The following is a 23,537-nucleotide window of genomic DNA, read 5'->3' as shown; positions in this document are numbered from 1 at the left end:
ATACGCGCGTCTACCGGTTCCGGCGAATGGCGACCGGCGTGGATCGCCGGAAGCTGAAAACCGGCTGCGGCCGGGAAAACCCCGATCCCGGCCGGGGTAGCCCAGGGACGACACTTTGCGCCATGAAGCCGACCCCGCCCGCCCCGCCCCTCCGAGATATCGATCCCGTTTCATTGCGCCTCTTCCTGGCCGCGCTGGAAGAAGGGAGCCTGGCGCGCGCCGCCGCGCGCGAGAACATCGTGCCGTCCGCCGTCAGCAAGCGCATGTCGGAAATGGAGGACGCGTTCGGCGTGCCGCTGCTGGAGCGCGGCGTCAAGGGCGTGCAACCGACCCCGGCCGGCGACGCGCTGGCCGCGCACGTGCGCCGCGTGCTGGAGGACATGGACCGCATGCGCCGCGACATGGCGGGATTTGCGACCGGCGTGCGCGGGCATATCCGGCTGGCGGTGAGCTTTGCCGCCCTGTCGGGCGATCTGCCGGCGCAGATCCAGTCGTTCCGGCGCGCGTATCCGCAGATCGATATTTCGCTGGAAGAAGACACCACGCAGACGGCGTTTCGCGCCGTGCTGGACGGGCAGGCGGACGTGGCGGCGGGTTCCGATTTCGGCCACGAGGGGCTGCAGGTGTTTCCTTTTGGCCGCTGCGAACTGGCGGCGGTGGTGCCGGGCCAGCACCTGCTGGCGGACCGCGAGGCGCTGGACTACGCGCAGTTGCTGCCGTTCGAGCAGATCGAGCTGAACCGCGACAATGGCATCAGCAGCGTGTTCGAGCAGGCGGCGCGGGACGCGGGCATGACGCGCCGCATCAGCGCGCGGGTCAGTTCGCACGAAACCATCTGCCTGCTGGTGGCGCGCGGCATGGGCGTCGCCGTCGTGCCGCATTACCTGAAGCCGCGGTTGGCGCATCTGGACATCCGCTTCATTGCGCTGAAGGGGCCGTGGTCCAGCACGCCGCTCTGTATTGCCGTGCGGGATCCGGACGCACTGTCGCCGGCCGCGCGGGCGCTGCTGGCGCACCTGGGCGTGCTGCCTGCCGCGCCGGGCTGAACCGCGTCGCGCCTCAGGGCTAACCCGGACGTTCCGAAACGAGAATGCCCCCGTGCTGAAAGACCGCTACCCGACACGGCCGCAGGCGCCGGATCATGGGCGCATGCCGGCGGCGGCGAGCGAGCTTTCCCTGCCGCCGCGTCTCCGTCGAACTGGCAGGCAAGAGGACACCGCAGATGACAGCAGCACCGGCTTCACCCTTCATGGACAGCACCGAACTGCCCCTGCGCGGCATCAAGGTCCTGGAACTGTCCCACATGATCATGGGGCCGGCCGCCGGCCTGTCGCTGGCGGACCTGGGCGCCGAGGTGATCAAGGTCGAACCCATCGACGGCGACCGCACGCGGCGGCTGAAGGGGTCCGGCAGCGGCTATTTTCCGGTCTTCAACCGCAACAAGCAGAGCCTGGCGATCGACCTCAAGTCGCCGGCGGGGCAGGAGGTCGTGCGCAAGCTGGCGCTCCAGAGCGACATGATCGTGGAGAACTTCCGCGACGGGAGCCTGGCGCAGTACGGGCTGGACTACGAATCCCTGTCGGCCGGAAATCCGCGGCTGATCTATGTGTCGCTCAAGGGGTTTCTCTCCGGCCCCTACAAGCACCGCACGGCGCTGGACGAGGTGGTGCAGATGATGGGCGGGCTGGCCTATATCAATGGCGGCGCGGACACGCCCCAGCGGGTGGCGGCCTCCGTCAATGACATCCTGGGCGGCACGTTCGGGGTGGTGGGCGCGCTGGCCGCGCTGCATGACCGCCACGCGACGGGCCGGGGGCGCCATGTGCGATCCGGCCTCTTCGAAAACAACCTGCTGCTGGTGGCGCAGTTCATCGCGCAATTCCAGTTGACGGGCGCCGCGCCCCGGCCCATGGGGGCGGAACGCAAACCGCCATGGGGCGTGTACGACGTTTTCGAGACTGCCGACGGCCGCGTGTTCGTCGCCGTGGTGGGCGATGCGCAATGGCGCAGCTTCGCGCAGAAATTCCTGCCGCCCGAATGGTCCGCGGACCCGCGCCTGGCCACCGCCGTCGACCGAGAGGCCGCCCGGTCGTGGCTGGTGCCGGGCGTGGGCGAAATCCTGAAGACCTGGAAAACCGACGAACTGTGCGCCGCGCTCGAGGCCGCCAATCTGTCGTATGGCCCGATCCGCCAGCCGCACGACCTGCTGGACGACGTCCACCTGAACGCGGGCGGCGCGCTGCTGCCGACCCGGCTGCCGGACGGCGGCGAGATCTCGGCCGCCGCGCTGCCCATCGAGTTCGATGGCCGCAAGGCGGGCAAGCGGTCCGATCCGCCCGGCCAAGGCGCCCAGACCCACGCCATTCTGCAGGGACTGGGCCTGGATGCCGCGCGCATCGACGCCTTGCGCGCCGCGGGAGTGATCGCATGAATACCGGGCATTAGCGCTTTACCCCTGTCGAGGCGGCGCCAGACCGCCAAGACGTCCATCGAAGAGGAGACACCCATGATCCGCAAACTCGTTGCGCTGGCCGCGCTGGCGGTCGCATGCGCCGCCCATGCCCAGGATTACCCCAGCAAGCCCATCCGCATCATCATTCCGTCCACACCGGGCGGTGGCACGGATTACATCGGGCGGCTGATGAGCACCAAGCTGCACGAACTGAACGGCTGGGCCGTGGTGCCGGAGAACAAGCCCGGCGCCGGCACCGCGCTCGGCCTGGCCGAGGCGGCGCGTGCGCCCGCGCAGGGCTATGACCTGGTGATCGGCCAGTCCGACAACGTCACGCTGATTCCGCTGCTGATGAAAGTGGCCTACGACCCGGTCAAGGACCTGACGCCGGTGGCGCTGGTGGCGACCACGCCGATGGTGCTGCTGGTGGCCGAGGGCTCGCCCTACAAGACGCTGCCCGAGGTGATCGAGGCGGCCAGGAAGGCGCCCAACACGATCTCGTACGGGACGTCCGGCACGGGCGGCGGCGTGCACATCGCCATGGAAATGCTGCAGCACGCGGCCGGCTTCAAGATGCAGCACGTGCCGTACAAGGGGTCCGCTCCGGCGCTGGCCGACCTGATGGGCGGCCATCTGCAGTTCGCGGGCTCGTCCATCTCGTCGGCGGCCACGCTCATCAAATCCGGCAAGGTGCGCGCGCTGGCGGTGACCTCGCCCAAGCGCAACCCCGCCTTGCCCGACGTGCCCACGGTGGCGGAGCTTGGCTACAAGGATTTCAGCGTGGTGACCTACTACGGCGTGCTGGCCCCGGCCAAGACGCCCGATGCCATCGTCTCGCGGCTGAACAGCGATTTCAACAAGCTGCTGGCGCGCCAGGATGTGAAGGAGGCGCTGGCGTCCCAGGGGCTGGAGACCGACCCGGTGTCCAGCGCGCAGTTCGCCGCGCTGATCCAGTCGGACATCGGCAAGGCGCGGCAGACCATCAAGAGCGCGGGCATCGTCATCCAGCAATAGGCCCGCACGGACGACAGGACAGCACATGAACCAGGAAGTCAGGCTTTGCGAAGTGGGGCCGCGCGACGGGCTGCAGATGGCCAAGGGCATGATGTCGCGCGCCGACAAGTTGCGCTGGATCCGGCAACTGGCCGACGCCGGCCTGCGCGAGATCGAGGTGGGCAGCTTCGTGTCGCCGCGGCTGGTGCCGCAGATGGCGGACACGGGCGACATCCTGCCCGAGGTCCTGAAGATCGACGGGCTGACCGTCTGCGCGCTGGCCTGCAACCTGAAGGGCGCCATCGCCGCCTACGAGGCGGGCGCGCACGTGCTGGCGTTTCCGGTGTCGGTCAGCGACACCCACAGCCGCGCCAACGTCGGCAAGGGCACCGACGCGCAGATCGCGATGCTGGAATCGATCGTGGACTGGGTCCGCGCGCAGGCGCGGCCCATGCGCATCGATGCCGCCGTCGCGACGGCGTTCGGATGTTCGCTGGAAGGGCAGGTGCCCGTGCGGCGCGTGGCCGAGGTCGCTGCGGCGGCGGCGCGCGCGGGCGCCGACGAAATCGCGCTGGCCGATACCGTGGGCTACGCGCATCCGGGGCGGGTGCGCGAGGCGGTGCGCGCCACCCAGGACGCGGTGGGCGCCGCGCTCACCAAGCTGCACCTGCACGACACGATGGGGCTGGGCCTGGCCAACGCCCTGGCCGGGCTGGACGAAGGGATCCGCGCCTTCGATGCGTGCCTGGGCGGCCTGGGCGGTTGCCCGTTCGCGCCGGGCGCCTCGGGCAACATCGTCACGGAGGACCTGGTGTTCATGCTGGAAAGCATGGGCTACCGGACCGGGATCGACCTGTCCCGGCTGCTTGAGGCGCGGCCGCTGCTGGCGGGCGCGTTGCTGCAGGAAACCCTGCGCGGCGGCGTGGCCGCCGCCGGCATCCCAGGGACCTACTCAGGCGGATAGGATCAGCGGTACACCAGCACCGGCAAGGTGCTGTGCGCCAGCACCTTCTGCGTCTGGCTGCCCAGCAGGAAGGCCGCCACCCCGCCACGCCCGTGCGACGACATGGCGATCAGGTCGCAACCGCGCGTCATCGCCACGTCGACGATCACCTGGTGGGGCGAATCGCTCTCGCGCATTTCGGTGGCGCAGGCCACGCCCGCCGCGCTGGCCTTGCCGGCGGCTTCGGACAGGTAGGAGCTGGCCAGTTCGCGCGCCTGGTCTTCGTAGACTTTGCGCATGCCTTCGAGGTGGACGGTCTCGATGGAGGGCATCTGCAAGGCGCTGTACACCGTCAGCACCGTCACGCTGGCGCCCAGTTCGCGGGCGAGCGCAAGGCCTTGCTCCAGGCCGGAATTGGCCAGGCTGGATCCGTCGATGGGGATGAGTATGTGCTTGAACATGGCAACCTCCAGGGTGGAATCTGCGTCCATGGTACGCCCGCTGGGGACGGTTGCCTTTGATTTTGGCGGAAGCGGTGAGATTCGAACTCACGAACGGTTGCCCGTTGCCGGTTTTCAAGACCGGTGCAATCGACCACTCTGCCACGCTTCCGGGGTTTGCCGCGATATTGCGGCCGCCAGGCAAACATTCTGCCCGAACGAAAACGCGATATGCCGCAAAGGGCGCAATAATAATCCATTTGCTGCAAAGGAGGCACGCGATGCACGCTGTTGAAATCACCCGCCCCGGCGGCCCCGAAGTCCTCGTCCCCGTGGAGCGTCCCACGCCCGAGGCAGGCGCGGGGGAAGTTCTGATCAAAGTGACCGCCGCGGGCATCAACCGCCCCGACGTGTTCCAGCGCAAGGGCAACTATGCGCCCCCGCGCGGCGCTTCCGACCTGCCGGGCCTGGAAGTGGCCGGCGAGATCGTGGGCGGCGATGTGGCCGGCAGCGGCTTTGCCGTGGGCGACAAGGTGTGCGCCCTGGTGGCGGGCGGCGGCTACGCCGAATACTGCGTCGCGCCGGTGGCGCAATGCCTGCCCATCCCCAAGGGCTTGTCCGACATCGAGGCCGCCGGCCTGCCGGAAACCTATTTCACGGTCTGGAGCAACGTGTTCGACCGCGGCCGCCTGTCCGAGGGCGAAGCCCTGCTGGTGCACGGCGGCGCCAGCGGCATCGGCACCACGGCGATCCAGCTCGCCCGCGCCATGGGCCACAAGGTCTATGCCACGGTCGGCAGCGACGACCGCGCCCGTGCCGTCGAGGCGCTGGGCGCCGACAAGGGCATCAATTACAAGACGCAGGATTTCGTGAAGGAAGTCCTGGACGCCACCGGCGGACGCGGCGTGGACGTGATCCTGGACATGGTGGCCGGCGACTACATCGCCCGCGACATGCAGTGCCTGGCCGACGACGGCCGCATCGTCATCATCGCCCAGCTCGGCGGTTCGCATGCCAACGTGGACACGGCCCAGGTCATGCGCCGCCGCCTGACGATCACCGGCTCCACCTTGCGTCCCCGTCCTGTGGCGTTCAAGGGCGCCATTGCCCGCGCGCTGCGCGAGCACGCCTGGCCCCTGCTGGAAAAGGGGGCCATCAAGCCGATCGTCCACGCCACCTTCCCGCTGGCCGAGGCCGCCAAGGCCCACGCCATGATGGAAGGCGGGGAAAACATCGGCAAAATCATCCTGACTATGTAAGAAACGCGCGGCGTTCGGCGTATCGCCGCGCAACAGGATACAATCTCGGGTTTCGCCTGGAATTTTTTCCAGGCAGGCCCGTGGGCGGTTGCTGCACCAGGCCCCTCTTTCAGGTCCTCCAGGCCCGGTTCGGCGTGGGGCGTCTTGCCAGGGGCAACCCGAATCCGGCTCACCACCTCAGACCCAATCGTCAGACAAATTCGCCATGACTTCAGTCGAAAACCGCGCCCGCCTCGTGCTGGGCAACTGGAAGATGCACGGCAACCTGGCCGAGAATGCCGCGTTGCTGACCGAGCTTCGTGCCGCGGATGCTGCGGGCCACTGCGAAATCGGCATCTGCGTGCCGTTTCCCTACCTGGCGCAGGCCGCCTCGGCCCTGACCGGCAGCAGCGTGTCCTGGGGCGCGCAAGACGTCAGCGCGCACGACAAGGGCGCCTATACGGGTGAAGTCTCCGCATCGATGCTGAAGGAATTCGGCTGCCGCTGGGCGCTGGCCGGCCACTCCGAGCGCCGCGTGCTGCACGGCGAAACCGACGAGATCGTCGCCGCCAAGGCCCAGGCCGCGCTGGCCGCCGGGCTGACTCCCGTGGTCTGCGTGGGCGAATCCCTGGCCGACCGCGAAGCCGGCAACACGCTGGCCGTCATCGAGCGTCAGCTCAAGCCCGTGCTGGCTCTGGGCGCCGACGCCGTCTCCCGCATGGTCCTGGCCTACGAGCCCGTCTGGGCCATCGGCACCGGCCGCACGGCCACGCCCGAGCAGGCGCAGGAAGTCCACGGCGCCATCCGCGCCGCGCTGCGCGCCCTGGGCGCCGCCCAGGTGCAAGTGTTGTACGGCGGCAGCGTCAAGGCCGCCAACGCCTCCAGTTTGTTCGCCATGACTGATATCGACGGAGCCCTGGTCGGCGGCGCGTCGCTCGTGGCTGAAGAGTTTTTGCGAATTGCCGCCATCTAAGTTTCCGTTCCGGAGTCTGTAATGCCCCTGATGCTCAAAATCCTGCTGGCCGTCCAAGTGATCTCGGCGCTGGCTATCATCGTCCTGGTCCTGCTTCAGCAGGGCAAAGGCGCCGACATGGGCTCCGCTTTCGGTAGCGGCTCGTCGGGCAGCCTGTTCGGCGCCACCGGCGCGGCGAACTTCCTGTCGCGCGCGACCAAGTGGTCCGCCGTCGTGTTCTTCGCGTCCACCGCCGGCCTGGCCTATGTCAGCCACAAGGGCAGCAGCGGCCCCGCCGTGGACTCCGGCGTGATGCAGAGCTTCCCGGCCGACCGTTCGGTGCCGCAGGCGCCGGGTTCGGTGCCTGCCGCCCCGGGCGCCTCGTCGGTGCCGGGCGCTTCGTCGGTTCCCGGCGCAGCCCCCGCTCCCGCCGCCAAGCCCGACGCCTCGGTGCCCTCCGCGCCGGCTGCTCCGGCCGCGCCGGCCGCGCCCGCTGCCGAGAAGCCGGCGGAAACGCCCGCCGCGCCGGCAAAGTAAGGTGGCAGGACAAGAAAGCCGGCGCATGCCGGCTTTTTTTTCGCTTGCAGCAATGACGTGATCCGCGCGGAGGCCCCATGGAAAAGCGATTGATGCCGTCGATGATGGCGCTCCAGTGTTTCGAGGCGGTGGCGCGGCACATGAGCGTCACGCGCGCCGCCGAAGAACTCCACATGACGCAGAGCGCGATCAGCAAGCAGATCGCGCAGCTGGAGGCGCTGCTGCGCAACCCGCTGTTCCTGCGCGTGCGCCGCCGGCTGCAGCTGACCCCCGCGGGCGCGCTCTACCAGTCCGAGGTCAGGGCGATCCTGAACCAGGTGGACATGTCCTCGCGCTACATCCTCACCTACGGCAGCGAGACGCAGGTGCTGACCATCGGCACCCAGCCCACCTTCGGCGCGCGCTGGCTGATCCCGCGCCTGCAGCGCTTCATGGCGGCGCATCCGGACATCCAGGTGAAGGTGCGCAGCGAAACCCGGCCGTTCGACCTGATGCAGGCCAAGATCGACATTTCGTTCTTCTTCGGCCATGGCACGCTGCCCGGCGCGCAATGCCTGGAGCTGTTCGAGGCCGACGTCGTGCCGGTGTGCGCGCCCGGATTCCTGCGCGGCGACAAGGTCGCCAGCCTGGAAGAATTGGGCGCCCAGACGCTGATCCAGTGCGCGTCGCGCCCGGAGGCCTGGCACGATTATTTCTCCCACCAGCAATTCCAGTCCGACCGCAGCTACCACGGTCCGCGCTTCGATACCTTCTACATGTGCGTGCGCGCGGCCGAGGGCGGCTGCGGCATCGCGCTGACGCCGCGCCTCTTGGCCGAAGAAGAGCTGCAGGCCGGCAAGCTGGTCATTCCCTGGGGCTATGTGCAGCCCAGCGGCGGCGCGTATTTCGTGGCGTATTCCGAACACTCCGCCGAGGTGCCGAAGATCAAGCAATTCGTGGCGTGGGTGCAAGACCAGGCGCGCCAGCAGGACGGCCGCGGCGGGCCGCGCGGGCGGTCCATGAAAAAACGGACTGACTAGGCCGAATTTTTTCATTTGATCGCGCCCCGCCAGGCGTGATTTCATGCGGGCCATCCTTTGTTCACCGATGTGCCGAGCCCGCCATGAGTCAGAATTTCGTCAATCCCGATCAGATCCGCGCCTGGTTTTCCCGCGCCATGTCCGACATGTACAAGCAGGAAGTCCCGCTGTACGACACGCTGCTGGACCTGGTCGCCCAGGTCAACGCGAAGACGATGGCCGAGCAGCCGGACCTCGCCGCGCAACTGGCACGCACGGGCGAGATCGAGCGCCTGGACATCGAGCGCCATGGCGCGATCCGTGTCGGCACGCCACAGGAATTGGCCAACCTGCGCCGCGTGTTCGCCGTGATGGGCATGCAGCCGGTCGGCTACTACGACCTGTCGCCCGCCGGGGTGCCGGTGCATTCGACCGCCTTTCGCGCCACGCACGAAGCCGCGCTGCAGGCCAGCCCGTTCCGCGTCTTCACCTCGCTGCTGCGCCTGGAACTGATCGACGATGTGGCCCTGCGCGAGAAGGCCGCGCGCATCCTGGCGGCGCGCCGGATCTTCACCGAGCGCGCGCTGGCGCTGACCGCGCGTTTCGAGACGCAAGGCGGACTGGACGAGTCCGATGCCCGGGAATTCGTCACTGAGGCCCTGCACACCTTCCGCTGGCACAGCGAGGCCACCGTCAGCCTGGACGACTACCGCGAACTGCACGGCCAGCATCGCCTGATCGCCGACGTGGTGGCGTTCAAGGGTCCGCACATCAACCACCTGACGCCCCGCACATTGGACATCGATGAAGCGCAGGCCGAGATGCCGCGGCGCGGCGTGTCGGCCAAGGCCGTCATCGAAGGCCCGCCGCCGCGCAAGTGCCCGATCCTGCTGCGCCAGACCAGCTTCAAGGCGCTGGAGGAGCCCGTGCGCTTTGCCGGGCCGGACGGCGCCAGCTCCGTGGGCAGCCATACGGCCCGTTTCGGCGAGATCGAGCAGCGCGGCGTGGCGCTGACCCGCAAGGGCCGCGCCCTGTACGACCAACTGCTGGATCTGGCGCGCAGCCGCATCAGCGGCGCGCCCAATGAAGGCAACGCGGCTGCCTACATGCAGAACCTTCAGGACTGTTTTGCGGCCTTTCCGGACGACTACGCGCAACTGCATGACCAGGGGCTGGCGTACTTCCGCTATTTCCTGACCGGCAAGCAAGGCGCCCCGGACACATCGACGCTGCCGGCCCTGATCGAGCAGGGCTACATCCAGTTCGAACCGCTGGTGTACGAAGACTTCCTGCCGGTCAGCGCGGCCGGCATCTTCCAGTCGAACCTGGGCGACAAGGCGCAGGCCGAGTACGCGCAGAACGCCAGCCAGGTCGCGTTTGAAGCGGCGCTGGGCGCCCCGGTGATGGACGAGCTGGCGCTGTACGACGACACCCAGGCGCGCTCGCTGGCGGGCTGCCTGCAGGCGCTGGGCGTGCAAACCGGTGCGCCGGTGGCCGCATGAGCCGGCTGGACCGCTGCCTGTCGGTGGGCGACTTCGAACGCGAGGCGCGGCGCATCATGCCGCGCTGCGTCGAAGGCTACATCTGCGGCGGCACGGAGGACGGCGCCTCGCTCGCGGAAAGCGTCCGCGCCCCGCGCGACATCGGCTTCCGGCCGCGCGGACTGCGCGTGGTGGACCAGCGCAGCAGCCAGGTCAGCCTGTTCGGCGAGGACTACGCCATGCCCGTCGGTTTCGCGCCGACCGGCTTTTCGGCCATCGTCATGCACGAATGCGATCTGGCCCTGGCGCGCGTCGCCCAGGAAGCCCGGATTCCGTTCATCATCAGCGGCGCCTCCAGCGTGCCGCTTGAACGCCTGCAGCAGGCCACCGGCAACCGCTGCTGGTACCAGGCCTACCTGCCGGGCAACATCGAGCGCATCGGCAAGCTGCTGGACCGGCTGCGCCAGGCGAGCATCCCGGTGCTGGTCGTCACCATCGACACCTGCGTGGGCGCCAATCGCGAGAACCTGCAGCGGCTGGCGTTCACCGTCCCGTTCAAGATGAGCGCAAGCGTCGTGCTGGACGGCATGCGGCATCCGCGCTGGACCCTGAACGTCTTCATGCGAACCCTGCTGGGCAGCGGCGTGCCCCGGTTCTCCAACCTGTACGAAGAGATCGGCCCGCCCATCACGCAGGATCCGCCCAACGGATTCCGGGGCGAGCGCGACAAGCTCTCGTGGGACCACATCCGCTGGATCCGCCAGAACTGGCCCGGCAAGCTGGTGCTCAAAGGCGTCATGCATCCCGACGACGCGCAGCAGGCCTGCGCCGCGGGCGTCGACGGCGTGATCGTGTCGAACCACGGCGGGCGCCAGCTCGACGGCTGCATCTCGCCCTTGCAGGCGCTGCACGACGTCGTGCAGGCGGTGCCGGCGGATTTTCCCGTGATGGTCGACGGGGGCTTCCGGCGCGGCGCCGACGTGCTCAAAGCCGTGGCCCTGGGCGCGCGCCTCGTGTTTACCGGCAGGCCGCAGCTCTTCGGCGCGGCCGTGGCCGGGGCGGCGGGCATTCGCAAGGTCGCGCGGATTTTCCACAGCGAGATCTCCACCAATATGGCGCTGCTCGGCTGCGCCACGCTGGGCGAGGTCACGCCGGACCTGATCGCGCCGGTGCGCCCGAGCGGCCCCTGGCACCCGCCGGCCCCTGCCTGAACCCAGCCGGCTCAGCCGGCACCACAACAAAAAAATGCGGCGCGCACGACCCGTCGCGCCCCACCGTTCTCAAAAGGAGGAAACATGAGAAAGATCCATTCCAGGCTCGCCGGCATTGCGGCGGCGCTTGCCTGCGTCGTCACCGGGCCCGTCCAGGCCCAGGCGGACGCCTATCCCACCAAGCCCGTTCGGCTGGTCGTGGGCTACGCGCCGGGCGGCACGACCGACATCAGCGCCCGCATGATCGCGGACGTGCTGGGCAAGGAGTTCGGGCAGACCTTCGTGGTGGAGAACAAGCCCGGCGCCAACAGCAACATCGGCGCCGAATCCGTCACCCGCTCGCCCGCCGACGGCTACACGTTTTTCGTGGGATCGATCTCCACGGCGATCAACCAGTCCTTGTATTCCAAGATGTCCTACGACGCGCTCAAGGACCTGGACGCCGTCGCGCTCCTGAACGTCGTGCCCAACATCCTGGCGGTCAACGCGAACGTGCCGGTCAAGACCGTGCAGGAATACATCGACTACGCCAAAAAGAACCCGGGCAAGCTGACCTGCGCCTCGCCTGGCAACGGCTCGTCCGCCCACCTGGGCTGCGAGCTCTTCAAGATGAAGACCGGCATCGACCTTCTGCACGTGCCGTACCGCGGCAGCGGTCCCGCCGTGGCCGACCTGCTGGGCGGGCAGGTGGACTCCATCTTCGACAACCTGCCGCCGCTCCTGCCGCATGTGCGCGCGGGCAAGCTGACCGGCCTGGCCGTCACCACCGGCAGCCGCGTGCCGTTCGCGCCCGACATCCCGACCATCGCCGAATCCGGCGTGCCGGGCTTCGACGTCGCCGCCTGGTTTGGCCTCTTCGCACCGGCTGGCACCCCGCCCGAAATCGTCCAGAAGGTCAACGCCGCCATCAACAAGGCACTCACCTCGGACTCGGCCCTGGCCGCCAGCTACCAGACCAACGGCTTCCTGCTCCCGCCGCCGCCCAATACCCCGCAGGCCTTCAAGGCCTTCATGGAAAGCGAGACCCGCAAATGGGGCGAGGTCGTCAAGGCGACCAACCTGCAGATCAACTGATCCCGCAGGCGGTCCGCGCCGGCGCCGGGACAGGGCCGGCGCGGACCCGTCACGGATAAAGCGGGACAGCTTTCCCGCTTTCAAATTTACGTGATAGAATGCTCGACTTTCCAGCAAGGTACGCCTTGCCGTGATGGTCAAGCCGACGTGGTGAAATTGGTAGACACGCTATCTTGAGGGGGTAGTGGCGAAAGCTGTGCGAGTTCGAGTCTCGCCGTCGGCACCAAGAATTTGTCCAGGTTGTCCCTGGGCGCAAAGAACCCGCATCTCTCCTATGAGGATGCGGGTTTTTTGTTGTAGGTTTCTGGGTTGCCTCTTGCTGCGTTGCTCGCTTCGCCATGGGGCAGGGGAGCGGAAACGACGTCCCGGCGCGACATCCCCGCCCGGCGCTGGAAAACACATTTCCACAATCCGGAATAAAGACGCGCGGCGACGCCAATCCCGTGAAAATACGGGGAATTCAGGGGAAACCCCATCCTCTTGCGCTGCAATGCTCGCTTGTGCGGGCGAACTCCCGCGAATACCATGTGCCCACCGAGCTAACAAGAAAATATTGCAGTCTTTCGTCTTTCCTCCTTCGTCTTACCTCTTTCGTCTTTCGTTCGAGTCCTTTCGTTCGAGTCGAGAGGCTGCCTCTCCCTCTCCTAATGTCTTCCGATACATCAAGACCTTTGCGCATCGCGCACGCTGAAGCGGCTTTGGGCTATGCCGGGCAGGAACGCCGAATCCTCAAGGAAATGCAGGCGATGCGCGAACGCGGGCATCATGTGGAACTGATCTGCCGGCCGGAGGCGAAACTCGTCCAGGCCGCGGCGGATGCCGGCATTACGGTCCACACGCTGCGCATGGGGGGCTTGGTGAATCTGCTCCGGGGCGCACCCAAGGTTGCCCGCATCCTGCGCAAGGGGCGTTTCGATGTGCTTAACACCCACAGCCGCATCGACACCTTGCTGGCGGGCCTGGGGGCGCGCATGGCCGGCACCCCGCTGATCGTGCGGACGCGGCACCTGACCAATCGGGTGAATTCGATGCTGGCCTATACCTGGGTGCCGCATCGCATCACTACCGTCAGCAATCATGTCAGGGAATACCTGATCGAGCGGGGCGTGCCTGCGGATCGCGTGGAAACCGTCTATTCCCCCATCAACTTGCCGCCGCCCGGCATCACGTCCGGCCTGCGCGAGGAACTCAAGCTGCCGGCCGATGCCATCGTGGTTTGCTGTGTGGCCATTCTCCGGGCGACAAAGGGGCATCGCGAGCTTATCGAAGCGCTGCGGCCCCTGATGGCGCAGCGGCCTCAGGTGCACCTGGTGCTGGTCGGCAACGGCGCGCCGTTGTTCGAACAGCTGCAGGCGCTGATCGCCGAGATCGGCCTGGCCGACCGCATCCACATGCTGGGATTCCGCCATGACGTGCCCAGCATCCTGGCTGGCAGCGACATCTTTGCGCTGGCGACGCAGAAAGAGGCCTCGGGCACTGTCTACGTCGAGGCCTCGGCCGCGGGGCTGCCCGTCGTCGGGGTGGACGTGGGGGGCGTCAGTGAGATGGTGAACGACGGAGAGACGGGAATCCTGGTGCCGGCCGGCGATATCGCGAAACTCCGTGCGGCGCTGGCCAGCCTGATCGATGACGAGGCGCTGCGGGCACGCATGGGGGAGGCCGGCAGGCGCATGGTGTACGGCGAGGGCAAGTTCTCGCTGGCCGGGCTGGCCAAGCGCACGGAACAGGTCTACCAGACATGGCTCGCGCAACGCGGGGCCTGCGGGCCGGCCGCGGTGCAGCAGTCGGGTTGAACGCTTGCCATGCTAAATGTATCTGTCCGGCAGCGCATCACCCAAGCGGCCGCTCCCTATAGCGGCCTGGAGGTCATGCCTCGGCTGGCGCTTGCGTCTCCCGGATCATTCAGCCCGTTCGAGGTCCTGGACCTGAGGCAGCTGACTGTCGCCGCGGCCGGCAGCGAGCGCGATGTGTATCTGCACCCCGCCGACGACGCCCTGCTCATCAAGACCATCAATCGCGCGCGCAGCAGCGAGCTGCGTCGTAAGCGACCCTGGCACAAGCGTTTCCAGCGCGAGGACGCGCATCGCGTTTTCATTGCGGAAACGGTCGAATACATCGCCACCACGGCGCAGCAGGGGGCCCACATGGGCAACATGCTGATGGCGCGCATCTTCGGCCTGGTCCTGACGTCCAAGGGCCTGGGCCTGGTCGTGGAACGGATCGTCGACGCGCACGGAAACCTTGCCCCCACGCTCAAGGAAGTGGTGGCGCGTCAGGGATACAGCCCGCAACTGCGTTATCTCGTGCATGAATTCTTCATGGCGTTGATCGATGCGCACGTGATCTTCAACGACGTCAGCGCGAGCAACATCGTCCTGGGATTCAACGCCAACGGGCGGGAAGGGCTGTATCTGGTGGATGGATACGGGTCCAAGCAATTGTTTCCGCTGTATTCGTGGAGCAAGGCGCTGAACGGCCGGCGCATCCTGCGCAAGTACGACACGATGACCAAGAAACTCATGGCGGCGGGGAAGAACCGGCGCTAAGGGCCATCGGCGAATCGCTGGTGGGCACTCGCCGCTTCGACGTGCTCAACCGCGAGAACGACCGGCAGAAACGAGAAACGGGCCCGACCAGGGCCCGTTTCCGTGTTCGGGATGCAACGTCCCGGCCCTAATCCGTTATCCGCCCTTCAGCCTGTCCGCCACGTCCTCCGCCTCGCTGCACACCGCCAGCACCTCCGCGGGCTTTTTGCTCAGCGACAGGTACACGTGCCCGATGCTGCTGTCGAAATACGCGGACTCCAGCCGGTTGAGCACGACGCTGTCGCCGTTCTCGAACTGGATCCGGACCTTGCCCGATAGGACCACGACGAATTCCTGCCCCGGGTGGCGGATGTAGTCTTCGAACTCGACGACCTTGCGCGAGTCGATCATCGCGACCATGGGCAGCATCTTCTTGCCCGGGTATTCGCCCATCAGCAGGCGGTAGTGGTAGTTCTCGGTGATGTAGTCGCGCGCGTCGCTGAGCTTGTTCTTGACGTAGGTGGGGGCGACGGCGGCCTGGGCCGCGTCGCGCAGCATGAACAGGCGCGTCATGTCGATGTCGAGCGCGCGGGCCAGGGCGGCGAATTTTTCGTAGCTGAGGGCGATCTGGCCGAGTTCGGCCTTCGATAGCGTCGATACCGCGATGCCGCTGGCCTTGGACAGCGCCTGCAGGGTCATTTTCCTGGCCTTGCGCTCGGCGCGCAGGCGGGCGCCCATTTCTTCCTTGCCCACGATTTCAGGCGGGGATGTGTTGCCGGTTGGGGCCATGTGGCGGTCTGGCGGTGTCATGCTATCGATCGGCGACGGCTTCAGGCGGCGGCCGCGGGGCCCTTGGCCGGGGCATCGCCCAGCCACGCCTGCACTTCGATTTCCACGTCCACGTCCATGGCCAGCTTGGCCTCGACGGTGGAGCGCGAGGGGAAATCCGACGAAAAATGGCTGCGATAGGCGTCGTTGAACTGCGCGAAAAGCGCCAGGTCCGACAGCCACACCGTCACGCGCACCACATCCTTGAGGCTGGCGCCGGCCACCGCCAGCGTTTCCTTGATGCGCTCGATGGCGGCGTGCGTTTGGGCGGTGATGTCGCCGCGCACGACCTGGCCGGCTGCGTCCATCGGGATCTGGCCGGACAGGAACAGGAAGCCGCCCGCCTGGGTGGCGCGCGAGAAGGGCAGGGGCAGGGTGCTGGGGTAACGGGTGATGGCGGTCATGTCGGGATCTCGGTCGGTGGAAAGCAGGGTCAGCGCAGGCGCTCGGGGCGCATCGCGTCGGCGTCGACGCCATGGGCCTGCAGGGGGTCGGGGATGGGCTGGCGCGTCAGGACCGCCGCGGCCAGCTCGGAGGCGGCCGCGGCGGTCTGGATGCCGTAGCCGCCTTGCGCCGCCAGCCAGAAGAAGGCGGGCGTGTCCGCGTCCCAGCCGATCACGAAATCGCCGTCGCGCACGAACGAGCGCAGGCCGGCCCAGGTGTGTTTCGGGCGCCGGATCGTCAGCGTGGTGGCGGTCTCGATGCGGTAGATGCCGGTGGCCACGTCCAGCTCCTCGGGGACGACGTCGTGCGCGTCGACCGGGTCGGCATTGGCGGGAGACCCCAGCAATTGGCCGGCGTCGGGCTTGAAGTAGTAGCTCTCGTCCACGCCGACGACGGCGGGCCAGTGGGAGAAGTCGACGCCCTCGGGGCCGCTGAAGGTGAAGGCGGTGCGGCGGCAGGGCTGCAGGCCGATGGGCGCCGCGCCGCACACCGTGGCGGCGTGGTCCGCCCATGCGCCCGCGGCGTTGACCACGGCGCGCGCCCGCAGGCTGCGGCCATCGGCCAGGGTCAGCGTCCAGACGCCGTCGGCGTACGCCGCCGCCACGAGTTCGGCGTTGTTGTGCAGCACGGCGCCCTGGCGGCTCATGCCCCGCAGGAAGCCCTGGTGCAGGGCGTGCACGTCAATGTCGCGCGCATCCGGCTCTTCGATCGCGCCGCAGAGCTGGTCTTCGCGCAGGCAGGGCACACGCGCCAGCGCCTGTGCGGCGTCGATCAGGGTCACGTTGGGGGACTGGCGGTGCAGGTCGTCGAACACCTCCCGCAGCAGATCCTTCTGCTCCGGCGTGGCGATGTACAGCACGCCGCGCGGGGCCAGCAGCGGGTGTTCGCAGAAGCCTTCCGGGGGATGCTCGTAGAAGTCGCGGCTGGCGCGCGTGAGCGCCTTGATCTGCGTCGTGCCGTAGGTCTCCATGAACATGGCGGCGGAACGGCCGGTGGAGTGATACCCGGGTTGGGATTCGCGCTCCAGCACCGCCACGGAGGCCGTGGCGCTCAGGCGGTAGGCCACGGAGGCGCCGGCGATGCCGGCGCCGACCACGGCAAAATCGTATAGGGTTTCAGCAGTCATTGTGTCGGAAGCGAGAATTCTCGTATTAGATAATTCTCTTATTTGATAATTCTCGAATACGATAGTTTTTCGGCGCGACGGGAGTAATAGGGGAATGCCCTGATAGGGCGTGCGGGGCCGCCGGAGAACGCGCGGCCGCTAGCCCAGCTTGCCCAGCAGTCCGATCAGCATGCGGCGTTCGGCCGCGCCCAGCTTGGCGCTGATGCGCGCGTCGTGCGCCTGGACGGCGCGGGTGATGGCGGCCAGCGCTTCGTGGCCGGCCCGGGTCATGGCCAGGGAGTAGGCCCGCCGGTCGCGTTCGGCCTCCTGGCGTTCGACGTAGCCCAGTTCCTGCAACTGGTTGACGATCTGCACCGCGCCCGAGCGCGCGATGCCCAGGATGCGGGCCAGATCGGTCAGCTTGAGATGCTGGTTGGCGGCGATCAGCGTGAGCGCCGAGTAGCGCTGCGGCGTGATGTCCCACGGCGCCAGCGCCGCGAGAAAGTCTTCGTAGATCAGGATCTGCGCGCGGCGGATGGCGTAGCCGACCAGATCGTCCAGCGCCCCGTACTGGATGCCGGGAACGTGCGGATCGAAGTGTTCGCCGCGGGCGGCAGGGCGACGAGGGTGTTGGACGGAAGCTCTGGACATTGGGGGCGGATGGCGGCTCGGGGGCCTCAACACTAATGCAGGCATTGTCGCCGCGCCACCGGATTGCGGGAAATCCCTCGTGCGGAAAGCCGGTCTTATTTGTTATGTTGCATAACAAATAAGACCAGGAGGTAGACATGCAAATCGTCATTGCCGGGGCCGGCATCGGCGGGCTGACCCTTGCCTTGATGCTGCATCGGCGCGGCATCGGCTGCCGCATCTATGAAAGCGCGCAGGAACTGCGGCCCTTGGGCGTGGGCATCAATCTGCTGCCGCACGCAGTAAGCGAGATCGAGCAACTGGGCCTGATGCCCGCGTTGGCCGAACGCGCCATCGAGACCTCGCAGCTCCATTACTACAACAAGTTCGGCCAGCCCATCTGGCGCGAGCCGCGTGGGCTGGAGGCGGGCTATCCGCTGCCGCAGTTCTCGGTGCACCGCGGCGAATTCCAGATGCTGCTGGCGCAGACCGTGCGCGACCGGCTGGGGCCGGATGCCATCGTCCCGGGGATGGTGCTGGAATCGGCCAGCCAGGACGCGTCCGGCGTGCAGGCGCAATTTCGCCGCCGCGCCGATGGCGAACTGCAGACCGTGCGGGGCGACATTCTGGTGGGGGCGGACGGCATCCACTCGGCGCTGCGTCGCCAGCTCCATCCCGTGGGCGACGAGCCGCGGTTTTCCGGGCGCATGCTGTGGCGCGCCGTGACCGAGGCGCCGCCCTATCTGGATGGGCGCAGCATGTTCATGGCGGGCCATCAGGATCAGAAATTCGTCTGCTATCCGATCTCGGAACCGCTGCGCCGGCAAGGCCGTTCGCTGATCAACTGGATTGCCGAGCTGTCGATTCCCGGCGCGGAACTGCCCGCCACGGACTGGAATCGCAAGGTCGACAAGTCCGTGTTTGCCGACCGCTTCGCCGACTGGCGCTGGGACTGGATCGACATCCCCGCCATCATCGACGGCGCGCAGGCGATCTACGAATTTCCGCTGGTGGACCGCGATCCCCTGCCGCGCTGGACGCGGGGCCGGGTCACGCTGCTGGGCGATGCCGCGCATCCGATGTATCCCATCGGCTCGAACGGCTCGGCCCAGGCGATTCTGGACGCGCGCTGTCTGGCCGACTGGCTGGACCAGGCGTTGCGGGGCAAGACGCGTTCGCCGGAGATCGCGCTGCTGGAGTACGAGGCCGAACGGCTGCCGCGCACCGCGGGCATCGTGCTGCGCAACCGCCTGAACGGGCCGGAGCAGGTCATGCAGATGGCCGAAGAGCGCGCCCCGGCAGGGTTCGCGGACGTGAACGACGTGATTTCGGGCGAGGAGCTGGCGGCGGTGTCGCTGCGCTACAAGCAGCTTGCGGGTTTCGACCCGGCGGCGCTGCGCCTGGCCCGCGGAGAAAAGCCATGAGCGGCAACACGGCAGTCAACGAGATCCCCCCGCCCCGGCTGGAGCATGTGGCCACCGTGGTGGTCGACGTGGGCGCGCCGCAGGAAGTCGGCGATACGCCGCAGGGCCGGCGCCGCGTCATTCCCATCACCGGCGGTACGGTCGACGGGCCGCGCCTGCGCGGCAAGGTGCTGCCGGGCGGAGCGGACTTCCAGATCATCCGGTCGGCCACGTATACGGACATCCACGCGCGCTACGTGATCGAAACGCCCGACGGCGAACGCGTCTACGTGGAGAACACCGGCATCCGCACGGGCAGCGCCGAGGACATCGCGCGCCTGGCGCGCGGCGAGGCGGTGGATCCCGCCCGCATCTATTTCCGCAGCTATCCGCGCTTTGAAACGTCGTCGCCCGCGCTGGGCTGGATGAACGAGAGCCTGTTCATCGGCACGGGCGCGCGGTATCCCGACCGCGTCGAGCTGCGCTTTTATCGCATTTGCTGACCCCGCGGCATGCGCCGCGGCATTAAAAAAACCAGGAGACAACCATGCAAACAATGCTGCGCCGCCTGCTGGGCGGATTCCTGCTGTGCGTGCCGCTTGCGGCGGCCGCGCAGTTCCCCAATGGGCCGGTGCGCCTGAACGTGGGCTTTCCGCCCGGTACGGGACCGGACATCGTGGCCCGGACGCTGTCCCAGCACATGGGGCCGCTGCTGGGCGAAAGCGTGGTGGTGGAAAACAAGGTCGGCGCGGGCGGGCAGATCGCGGCGCAGACCGTGGCGCGCAGCCCGGCGGACGGGCAGACCCTGCTGCTGGGCGAGGTGGGCTCGATCAGCATTTCCCCCGCGACCTACCGCAACCTGAACTACGACCCGCCGCGCGATTTCGCCCCGATTTCCGAGGTGGTGCGCGCGGACTTCGTGCTGGTGGTGCCGGCCAGTTCGCCGTATCGGGACCTGACCGCTTTCATCGACGCGGCCAAGAAGGCGCCGGACCGCCTGAACTTCGCCACATTTGGCGCGGGCACGCCGGGTCACTTCGGCGCCGAACTCTTTGCACGCGAGGCGGGGCTGAAGATCGAGGCGATCCATTACCGCTCGACCGGCGATGCGGTGTCGGGGCTGGTGTCCGGCGGCGTCCAGGCGGCCTTCGTGACGACCGCGCTGGCCGCGCCCCAGGTGCAGGGGGGCAAGCTGCGCGCCCTGGCCACCACCGGCGCGCAGCGATCGCCCGCCCTGGCCGACGTGCCGACCTTCGCCGAGCGCGGCTTGCCGGCGGTCAACTTCGGGGCGTGGTTTGCGCTGTTCGCCCCGGCCGGCACGCCCGAGGCCGTGCTGACGCGCCTGCAGGCGGACAGCGCGGCCGCGCTGCGTCAGCCGGCCGCCGTGAAAACGCTGGGGGACGCGGGCTTTGCCGTCGTGGGCTCGGATCGGCAGGCGCTGCAGGCCTTGCTGGCTTCGGAATCGAAGCGCTGGGCGGACGTGGTGAAGGCGACGGACTTTCGGGCCGATTGATGCAACGCGCCGGACGTGCCGCGCCCCATCGGGCGCTGCACGACCGGCCGCCCGGCAGCTTCAGGGCGCGGCAATCGGCTCCGCGGCATAGGCCTGATGCAGCCATTGCAGGAAGGCCGGCGCGGGCGGCATCCGGGCTTCCCCAATCCGGCTGACCGCCACCCCGGGCGTCCACGAGTTCATCACGGCCGCGCCGCGCAAGCCGGGCAGGTCCGCCAGCGTGATCCCACGCCTGTGCTGCGGCACGCCCAGTCGCGCGAGGTGCCGCTGCACGATGCCCATCGTCGTGCCGCGCAGCATGGCCGCTTCCGGCCAGATCACCGCCGCGCCGTCCCAGAACGCCAGATTCCAGATCGACGCCTCGCTCAGCCGTCCCTGGCGGTCCATGAAGGCCGCGTCATCGAAGCCCCGTGCGGCGGCCTGGCGCAGCAGATACGTCTTCGCGATTTCACCCACGTGCTTGACCTGCGGCAGCATGCGTTCGTGCTCGAACGCCGCCAGCGCCAGGGGGCCCGATGGCCCATCGGCAGGCGGGCTCGTGCGCACCAGGATGTCCAGCCCGGCGTCGGGGCCGGCCACGGTGAACTCGCCGGCCGGCGTGTAGACGGTGGCGACCAGCGAATGATCGGCGGGGCTTGCCTGGATCGCCGTGCGCAGACGGTGCCGCACCGTGTCGTCGTGCAGCGCCTGGCCGAACATTTCCATCGACGCCGACCGCAGCCGGGCCAGGTGCAGGTCCAGCCCGCGCGCCCGGCCGTCGCGCACCTGCATCGCGGTGAAGTGCGCGTAGCCCGCGAAGGCGAGCGGCCCCAGATCGGCGGCGCTCGCGGGCTGGCCGTTGCGGTGAATCACGAAAGTTGCCGGGCTGGCGGACATGGGAGACTCCAAGCGTGAAGGGGGACGATGCCGTCCCGCCGGGTTATCTTCAAGAATTCCTACTATCCGCGATTGCCAACACCAGGGGAAACCAGTAGTTTTCAAGTCATCATCAAATCTGGCTTGAAGATCATGAATCGACCGCTGCCCGGCACGCGCACCTTGCGAACCCTCGAGGCCGCGGGCCGGCACCTGAATTTCACGCGCGCGGCGGACGAGGTCGGGCTGACCCCCGCCGCCGTCAGCTATCAGATCAAAGAGATCGAAGACCAGCTCGGCCTGGTGCTGTTCACGCGCACCAGCCGGACCATCCGCCTGACGCCGGCCGGCGCCGTGCTGGTCGAGGCGGCGGGCGAAGCGCTGGACACCTTGCGGCGCGCCGCCGCGCGTGCGCGCAAGCTCGGCCGGGACACGCATCACCTGCGCCTGTCGGTGGGCGCGCGATTCGCCACCAACTGGCTGCTGCCCCGCCTGCCGCAATGGCGCGCCGCGCATCCGGGGCTGGACCTCACCTTCGACATCAGCGACGACGTGCGGGATTTCGCGGGCGACGACGTGGACGTCGCCATCCGCTACGGCGCGGGCCGGTACGCCGGGGCGGTTTCGCATCGGCTGTTTGACACCGTGGTCGTGCCCGTGTGCAGTCCCGCCTTGCTGGCGCGCGGACCCGCCATCGCCCGGCCCGAGGACCTGGCCGCCCACACGCTGTGCTACGTGGACTGCCGGCCCGGCGGTATTGTGTGGCCGGACTGGCCCATGTGGATGGCGGCGGCGGGCGTGCCGGACTTCGACGGCAGCCGCTGCGTGGCGTTCGCCGAGTCGAGCCACGTGGTGCAGGCGGTGCTGGAGGGCGGGGCGGCCGGCCTGGTCGAACTGGAGCTGGTGGACCGCGAACTGGAGCAGGGCCGGCTCGTCCGGCTGTTCGACGTGGGCGTCAAGGTCGCGCCGGACTATGCCTATCACCTGGTGTATCCCGCCGGCAGCCGGGACGATCCGCGCGTGCAGGCGCTGCAGGACTGGCTGGACGGCGAGGTCCGCCGCCGGCAGTCCGGGGCCTGATCCCAGCGATTGATTCAGCGCAGGAATGCGCACTTTTCCCGCTTTATTGCCATCAATGGAACAGTTTGTTCCGGCGAACGTGCGGCTGAACGGGTGTTCGTGTCATGGGTCAGCCAGTAGAATGCCTTTCATCGTCACCTCTATCTACTGGTCGAAAGGTCATATCTCATGAGCAACGCATATCTCGACGCACTCAAGAAACGCCGCACGCAGTATTCGCTGGGCCGCAACCTGTCGGCCTCCAAGGAAGAACTGACGGCCCTGATCCAGGACGCCATCAAGCACAGCCCCTCGTCCTTCAATTCGCAGAGCTCGCGCGCCGTGATCCTGTTCGGCGCCGAAAGCGACAAGCTCTGGAACCTGGCCACCGAGGAAGTGCGCAAGGTTGCGCCGGCCGAGGGTTTCGACAAGACCGAAGCCAAGCTCAAGAGCTTTGCCGCGGGCGTGGGCACGATCCTGTTCTTCGAAGACCAGGACGTGGTGCGCAGCCTGCAGGAAAAGTTCGCGCTGTACGCCGACAATTTCCCGGTCTGGTCGGAGCAGGCGGGCGGCATGGCCCAACTGTCGGTCTGGACCGCGCTGGCCAATGCCGACGTCGGCGCGAGCCTGCAGCACTACAACCCGCTGATCGACGCCGCCGTGGCGCGCGAATGGAACGTGCCGGCGTGGTGGAAGCTGCGTGCGCAGATGCCGTTCGGCTCGAACGAAGCCGGCTTCGGCGACAAGCCCTTCATGGACGACGCCGAACGCTTCCGCGTGTTTGGCTGATCGCCCCGGGGCGTCCCGGGGCGTCCCGTAGGCCCCTGCATGACCGCGGTATCAGGCCCGCATTGCT

The 23,537-nt window shown here is 67.9% G+C and carries 24 protein-coding genes and 2 tRNA genes; 19 read left to right on the top strand and 7 right to left on the bottom strand.

Going from position 1 to position 23,537, the window contains the following annotated elements; all coding sequences use genetic code 11:
- Nucleotides 1-122 precede the first annotated feature (122 nt).
- From ACZ50Q_RS22815 to ACZ50Q_RS22800, 4 genes are all read left to right on the top strand, one after another.
- Nucleotides 123-1,046, top strand: coding sequence for a LysR family transcriptional regulator (locus tag ACZ50Q_RS22815; protein WP_464079629.1), 924 nt, complete (start codon nucleotides 123-125; stop codon nucleotides 1,044-1,046).
- Between the two features lie 176 nt (nucleotides 1,047-1,222).
- Nucleotides 1,223-2,431, top strand: a complete 1,209-nt coding sequence (locus tag ACZ50Q_RS22810; protein WP_464079628.1) for a CaiB/BaiF CoA transferase family protein — start codon at nucleotides 1,223-1,225, stop codon at nucleotides 2,429-2,431.
- Between the two features lie 75 nt (nucleotides 2,432-2,506).
- Complete coding sequence (locus ACZ50Q_RS22805) at nucleotides 2,507-3,466, top strand: Bug family tripartite tricarboxylate transporter substrate binding protein (protein WP_092577504.1); 960 nt, start codon at nucleotides 2,507-2,509, stop codon at nucleotides 3,464-3,466.
- Between the two features lie 25 nt (nucleotides 3,467-3,491).
- Entirely contained in the window at nucleotides 3,492-4,409 is a 918-nt protein-coding gene (locus tag ACZ50Q_RS22800) for a hydroxymethylglutaryl-CoA lyase (protein ID WP_464079627.1), read from the top strand.
- A 2-nt stretch (nucleotides 4,410-4,411) separates the two neighbouring features.
- Here ACZ50Q_RS22800 and ACZ50Q_RS22795 read toward each other — a convergent pair whose 3' ends face one another.
- Entirely contained in the window at nucleotides 4,412-4,849 is a 438-nt protein-coding gene (locus tag ACZ50Q_RS22795; protein WP_076521963.1) for a universal stress protein, read from the bottom strand.
- Between the two features lie 63 nt (nucleotides 4,850-4,912).
- Nucleotides 4,913-5,000 (bottom strand) — tRNA-Ser (locus ACZ50Q_RS22790).
- A gap of 109 nt (nucleotides 5,001-5,109) precedes the next feature.
- On the opposite strand from ACZ50Q_RS22790, the gene ACZ50Q_RS22785 reads away from it, so the two are divergent.
- The 10 genes from ACZ50Q_RS22785 (at nucleotide 5,110) to ACZ50Q_RS22740 (ending at nucleotide 14,865) form a co-directional block, all read left to right on the top strand.
- On the top strand, nucleotides 5,110-6,087 hold the full coding sequence (locus tag ACZ50Q_RS22785; protein WP_076519226.1) for an NAD(P)H-quinone oxidoreductase: 978 nt from the start codon (nucleotides 5,110-5,112) through the stop codon (nucleotides 6,085-6,087).
- A 205-nt stretch (nucleotides 6,088-6,292) separates the two neighbouring features.
- Complete coding sequence (tpiA, locus tag ACZ50Q_RS22780) at nucleotides 6,293-7,039, top strand: triose-phosphate isomerase (protein ID WP_076519227.1); 747 nt, start codon at nucleotides 6,293-6,295, stop codon at nucleotides 7,037-7,039.
- Nucleotides 7,040-7,060: 21 nt separating this feature from the next.
- Nucleotides 7,061-7,555 carry a preprotein translocase subunit SecG gene (gene secG, locus ACZ50Q_RS22775; RefSeq protein ID WP_092577513.1) on the top strand — a complete coding sequence of 165 codons (495 nt, stop codon included), beginning with the start codon at nucleotides 7,061-7,063 and terminating at the stop codon, nucleotides 7,553-7,555.
- 77 nt (nucleotides 7,556-7,632) lie between these two features.
- Nucleotides 7,633-8,574: a LysR substrate-binding domain-containing protein gene (locus tag ACZ50Q_RS22770; protein ID WP_092577515.1), complete on the top strand. Its 942-nt coding sequence runs from the start codon at nucleotides 7,633-7,635 to the stop codon at nucleotides 8,572-8,574.
- A gap of 83 nt (nucleotides 8,575-8,657) precedes the next feature.
- Nucleotides 8,658-10,055, top strand: a complete 1,398-nt coding sequence (gene hglS, locus ACZ50Q_RS22765; RefSeq protein WP_464079626.1) for a 2-oxoadipate dioxygenase/decarboxylase HglS — start codon at nucleotides 8,658-8,660, stop codon at nucleotides 10,053-10,055.
- Nucleotides 10,052-11,245: an alpha-hydroxy acid oxidase gene (locus tag ACZ50Q_RS22760; protein ID WP_464079625.1), complete on the top strand. Its 1,194-nt coding sequence runs from the start codon at nucleotides 10,052-10,054 to the stop codon at nucleotides 11,243-11,245. The genes hglS and ACZ50Q_RS22760 overlap by 4 nt, the downstream gene beginning before the upstream one ends.
- Nucleotides 11,246-11,329: 84 nt before the next feature.
- A complete protein-coding gene (locus tag ACZ50Q_RS22755; protein WP_076519232.1) occupies nucleotides 11,330-12,319 on the top strand; it encodes a Bug family tripartite tricarboxylate transporter substrate binding protein in 990 nt (329 codons plus the stop codon).
- Between the two features lie 141 nt (nucleotides 12,320-12,460).
- Nucleotides 12,461-12,545: transfer RNA gene (locus ACZ50Q_RS22750), tRNA-Leu, on the top strand.
- A gap of 421 nt (nucleotides 12,546-12,966) precedes the next feature.
- On the top strand, nucleotides 12,967-14,112 hold the full coding sequence (locus ACZ50Q_RS22745; protein WP_076519233.1) for a glycosyltransferase family 4 protein: 1,146 nt from the start codon (nucleotides 12,967-12,969) through the stop codon (nucleotides 14,110-14,112).
- A 9-nt stretch (nucleotides 14,113-14,121) separates the two neighbouring features.
- A complete protein-coding gene (locus tag ACZ50Q_RS22740) occupies nucleotides 14,122-14,865 on the top strand; it encodes a YrbL family protein (protein ID WP_175493104.1) in 744 nt (247 codons plus the stop codon).
- Nucleotides 14,866-15,000: 135 nt separating this feature from the next.
- Here ACZ50Q_RS22740 and ACZ50Q_RS22735 read toward each other — a convergent pair whose 3' ends face one another.
- The 4 genes from ACZ50Q_RS22735 to ACZ50Q_RS22720 form a co-directional block, all read right to left on the bottom strand.
- Nucleotides 15,001-15,633, bottom strand: coding sequence for a helix-turn-helix domain-containing protein (locus ACZ50Q_RS22735; RefSeq protein WP_464082032.1), 633 nt, complete (start codon nucleotides 15,631-15,633; stop codon nucleotides 15,001-15,003).
- A 41-nt stretch (nucleotides 15,634-15,674) separates the two neighbouring features.
- Complete coding sequence (locus ACZ50Q_RS22730; protein ID WP_076519236.1) at nucleotides 15,675-16,076, bottom strand: RidA family protein; 402 nt, start codon at nucleotides 16,074-16,076, stop codon at nucleotides 15,675-15,677.
- A 29-nt stretch (nucleotides 16,077-16,105) separates the two neighbouring features.
- Nucleotides 16,106-17,242 (bottom strand): NAD(P)/FAD-dependent oxidoreductase, encoded by a 1,137-nt coding sequence (locus ACZ50Q_RS22725; protein WP_464079624.1) that lies wholly within the window; start codon nucleotides 17,240-17,242, stop codon nucleotides 16,106-16,108.
- A gap of 138 nt (nucleotides 17,243-17,380) precedes the next feature.
- Complete coding sequence (locus ACZ50Q_RS22720) at nucleotides 17,381-17,872, bottom strand: MarR family winged helix-turn-helix transcriptional regulator (RefSeq protein ID WP_464079623.1); 492 nt, start codon at nucleotides 17,870-17,872, stop codon at nucleotides 17,381-17,383.
- A gap of 137 nt (nucleotides 17,873-18,009) precedes the next feature.
- Here ACZ50Q_RS22720 and ACZ50Q_RS22715 point away from each other — a divergent pair, with 137 nt between their 5' ends.
- The 3 genes from ACZ50Q_RS22715 to ACZ50Q_RS22705 are packed head-to-tail and all read left to right on the top strand — an operon-like array spanning nucleotide 18,010 to nucleotide 20,767.
- Nucleotides 18,010-19,275, top strand: coding sequence for a flavin-dependent oxidoreductase (locus tag ACZ50Q_RS22715; protein WP_464079622.1), 1,266 nt, complete (start codon nucleotides 18,010-18,012; stop codon nucleotides 19,273-19,275).
- Entirely contained in the window at nucleotides 19,272-19,757 is a 486-nt protein-coding gene (locus tag ACZ50Q_RS22710) for a DUF3237 domain-containing protein (RefSeq protein WP_464079621.1), read from the top strand. The genes ACZ50Q_RS22715 and ACZ50Q_RS22710 overlap by 4 nt, the downstream gene beginning before the upstream one ends.
- 44 nt (nucleotides 19,758-19,801) lie before the next feature.
- Nucleotides 19,802-20,767, top strand: coding sequence for a Bug family tripartite tricarboxylate transporter substrate binding protein (locus ACZ50Q_RS22705; RefSeq protein ID WP_464079620.1), 966 nt, complete (start codon nucleotides 19,802-19,804; stop codon nucleotides 20,765-20,767).
- A gap of 60 nt (nucleotides 20,768-20,827) precedes the next feature.
- Here ACZ50Q_RS22705 and ACZ50Q_RS22700 read toward each other — a convergent pair whose 3' ends face one another.
- A complete protein-coding gene (locus ACZ50Q_RS22700) occupies nucleotides 20,828-21,643 on the bottom strand; it encodes an aminotransferase class IV family protein (RefSeq protein ID WP_464079619.1) in 816 nt (271 codons plus the stop codon).
- A 132-nt stretch (nucleotides 21,644-21,775) separates the two neighbouring features.
- Here ACZ50Q_RS22700 and ACZ50Q_RS22695 point away from each other — a divergent pair, with 132 nt between their 5' ends.
- Together ACZ50Q_RS22695 and ACZ50Q_RS22690 are read left to right on the top strand one after the other, a co-directional pair.
- The gene (locus ACZ50Q_RS22695) at nucleotides 21,776-22,702 is read left to right on the top strand and encodes a LysR substrate-binding domain-containing protein (RefSeq protein WP_464079618.1); all 927 of its coding nucleotides are present in this window, start codon (nucleotides 21,776-21,778) and stop codon (nucleotides 22,700-22,702) included.
- 168 nt (nucleotides 22,703-22,870) lie between these two features.
- On the top strand, nucleotides 22,871-23,470 hold the full coding sequence (locus tag ACZ50Q_RS22690; protein ID WP_464079617.1) for a nitroreductase family protein: 600 nt from the start codon (nucleotides 22,871-22,873) through the stop codon (nucleotides 23,468-23,470).
- Nucleotides 23,471-23,537: the final 67 nt, after the last annotated feature.

The organism is Achromobacter sp. T5-5 (assembly GCF_055397965.1).
The sequence above is the reverse complement of the archived record's forward strand: the minus strand, read 5'-3'. Positions and strand labels throughout refer to the sequence as shown.

Coding starts and splice junctions, on each gene's coding strand:
- ACZ50Q_RS22705 (WP_464079620.1), top strand. CDS start 19,802: ATGCAAACAATGCTGCGCCGCCTGCTGGGCGGATTCCTGCTGTGCGTG.
- ACZ50Q_RS22740 (WP_175493104.1), top strand. CDS start 14,122: ATGCTAAATGTATCTGTCCGGCAGCGCATCACCCAAGCGGCCGCTCCC.
- secG (WP_092577513.1), top strand. CDS start 7,061: ATGCCCCTGATGCTCAAAATCCTGCTGGCCGTCCAAGTGATCTCGGCG.
- ACZ50Q_RS22690 (WP_464079617.1), top strand. CDS start 22,871: ATGAGCAACGCATATCTCGACGCACTCAAGAAACGCCGCACGCAGTAT.
- ACZ50Q_RS22710 (WP_464079621.1), top strand. CDS start 19,272: ATGAGCGGCAACACGGCAGTCAACGAGATCCCCCCGCCCCGGCTGGAG.
- ACZ50Q_RS22755 (WP_076519232.1), top strand. CDS start 11,330: ATGAGAAAGATCCATTCCAGGCTCGCCGGCATTGCGGCGGCGCTTGCC.
- ACZ50Q_RS22720 (WP_464079623.1), bottom strand. CDS start 17,872: ATGTCCAGAGCTTCCGTCCAACACCCTCGTCGCCCTGCCGCCCGCGGC.
- ACZ50Q_RS22760 (WP_464079625.1), top strand. CDS start 10,052: ATGAGCCGGCTGGACCGCTGCCTGTCGGTGGGCGACTTCGAACGCGAG.
- ACZ50Q_RS22745 (WP_076519233.1), top strand. CDS start 12,967: ATGTCTTCCGATACATCAAGACCTTTGCGCATCGCGCACGCTGAAGCG.
- ACZ50Q_RS22735 (WP_464082032.1), bottom strand. CDS start 15,633: ATGGCCCCAACCGGCAACACATCCCCGCCTGAAATCGTGGGCAAGGAA.
- ACZ50Q_RS22715 (WP_464079622.1), top strand. CDS start 18,010: ATGCAAATCGTCATTGCCGGGGCCGGCATCGGCGGGCTGACCCTTGCC.
- ACZ50Q_RS22805 (WP_092577504.1), top strand. CDS start 2,507: ATGATCCGCAAACTCGTTGCGCTGGCCGCGCTGGCGGTCGCATGCGCC.
- ACZ50Q_RS22730 (WP_076519236.1), bottom strand. CDS start 16,076: ATGACCGCCATCACCCGTTACCCCAGCACCCTGCCCCTGCCCTTCTCG.
- hglS (WP_464079626.1), top strand. CDS start 8,658: ATGAGTCAGAATTTCGTCAATCCCGATCAGATCCGCGCCTGGTTTTCC.
- tpiA (WP_076519227.1), top strand. CDS start 6,293: ATGACTTCAGTCGAAAACCGCGCCCGCCTCGTGCTGGGCAACTGGAAG.
- ACZ50Q_RS22700 (WP_464079619.1), bottom strand. CDS start 21,643: ATGTCCGCCAGCCCGGCAACTTTCGTGATTCACCGCAACGGCCAGCCC.
- ACZ50Q_RS22785 (WP_076519226.1), top strand. CDS start 5,110: ATGCACGCTGTTGAAATCACCCGCCCCGGCGGCCCCGAAGTCCTCGTC.
- ACZ50Q_RS22810 (WP_464079628.1), top strand. CDS start 1,223: ATGACAGCAGCACCGGCTTCACCCTTCATGGACAGCACCGAACTGCCC.
- ACZ50Q_RS22795 (WP_076521963.1), bottom strand. CDS start 4,849: ATGTTCAAGCACATACTCATCCCCATCGACGGATCCAGCCTGGCCAAT.
- ACZ50Q_RS22815 (WP_464079629.1), top strand. CDS start 123: ATGAAGCCGACCCCGCCCGCCCCGCCCCTCCGAGATATCGATCCCGTT.
- ACZ50Q_RS22770 (WP_092577515.1), top strand. CDS start 7,633: ATGGAAAAGCGATTGATGCCGTCGATGATGGCGCTCCAGTGTTTCGAG.
- ACZ50Q_RS22725 (WP_464079624.1), bottom strand. CDS start 17,242: ATGACTGCTGAAACCCTATACGATTTTGCCGTGGTCGGCGCCGGCATC.
- ACZ50Q_RS22800 (WP_464079627.1), top strand. CDS start 3,492: ATGAACCAGGAAGTCAGGCTTTGCGAAGTGGGGCCGCGCGACGGGCTG.
- ACZ50Q_RS22695 (WP_464079618.1), top strand. CDS start 21,776: ATGAATCGACCGCTGCCCGGCACGCGCACCTTGCGAACCCTCGAGGCC.